1 protein-coding gene is annotated in these 502 nt (G+C 48.6%); it reads left to right on the top strand.

Annotation, left to right across the window (positions count from 1 at the left end):
• The coding region (locus R7Q11_RS29775; RefSeq protein WP_225467415.1) for a TrkA C-terminal domain-containing protein at nt 1-502 on the top strand (502 nt) is incomplete at both ends.

Genomic DNA, 502 nt, shown 5'->3' with positions numbered 1-502 from the left:
TGGAAGATGCAGGGCTACCGAGTCTAAGCTTTTTTACTCCGACGATGATTGGCTCGGCTGTCTTAGCTGGTGGTCTTTTAATTCTTATTCCGCTGAGCTATTTGCTGCCAAGTTACGATGACCAAAACCAAGAAGACTTACCGTATTTCCTTGAATCTCGTGTTGAACCAGGTTCCCCTTTGGTTGGCCGTACCATCAGTGAAAACAATCTGCGTGCACTGCGTAAGTTGTTTCTTGCAGAGGTGGTTCGTGATGGCGTGACGGTATCGTCAGTAGGCCCCGACTTCGTGCTGAAAGCGAAAGATCGCCTGCTGTTTTGTGGTGATGTCGAAAGTGTGGCGACCTTGCAAGAAATTCCGGGGCTGACGCTATTTGGGCAACAGCATTTGAATGGTCAAAACTTTATTGAAGTGGTGGTCAGCTCATCTGCAACCTTCTGCCATAAGACCTTGAAAGAAAGCCGCTTCCGCGATCGTTTTGATGCGGTTGTTGTCGCCATTCG

This window comes from Vibrio sp. 970, assembly GCF_033339075.1.
Note: the sequence above shows the minus strand (reverse complement) of the source record. Positions and strands in the feature narration are given on the sequence as shown.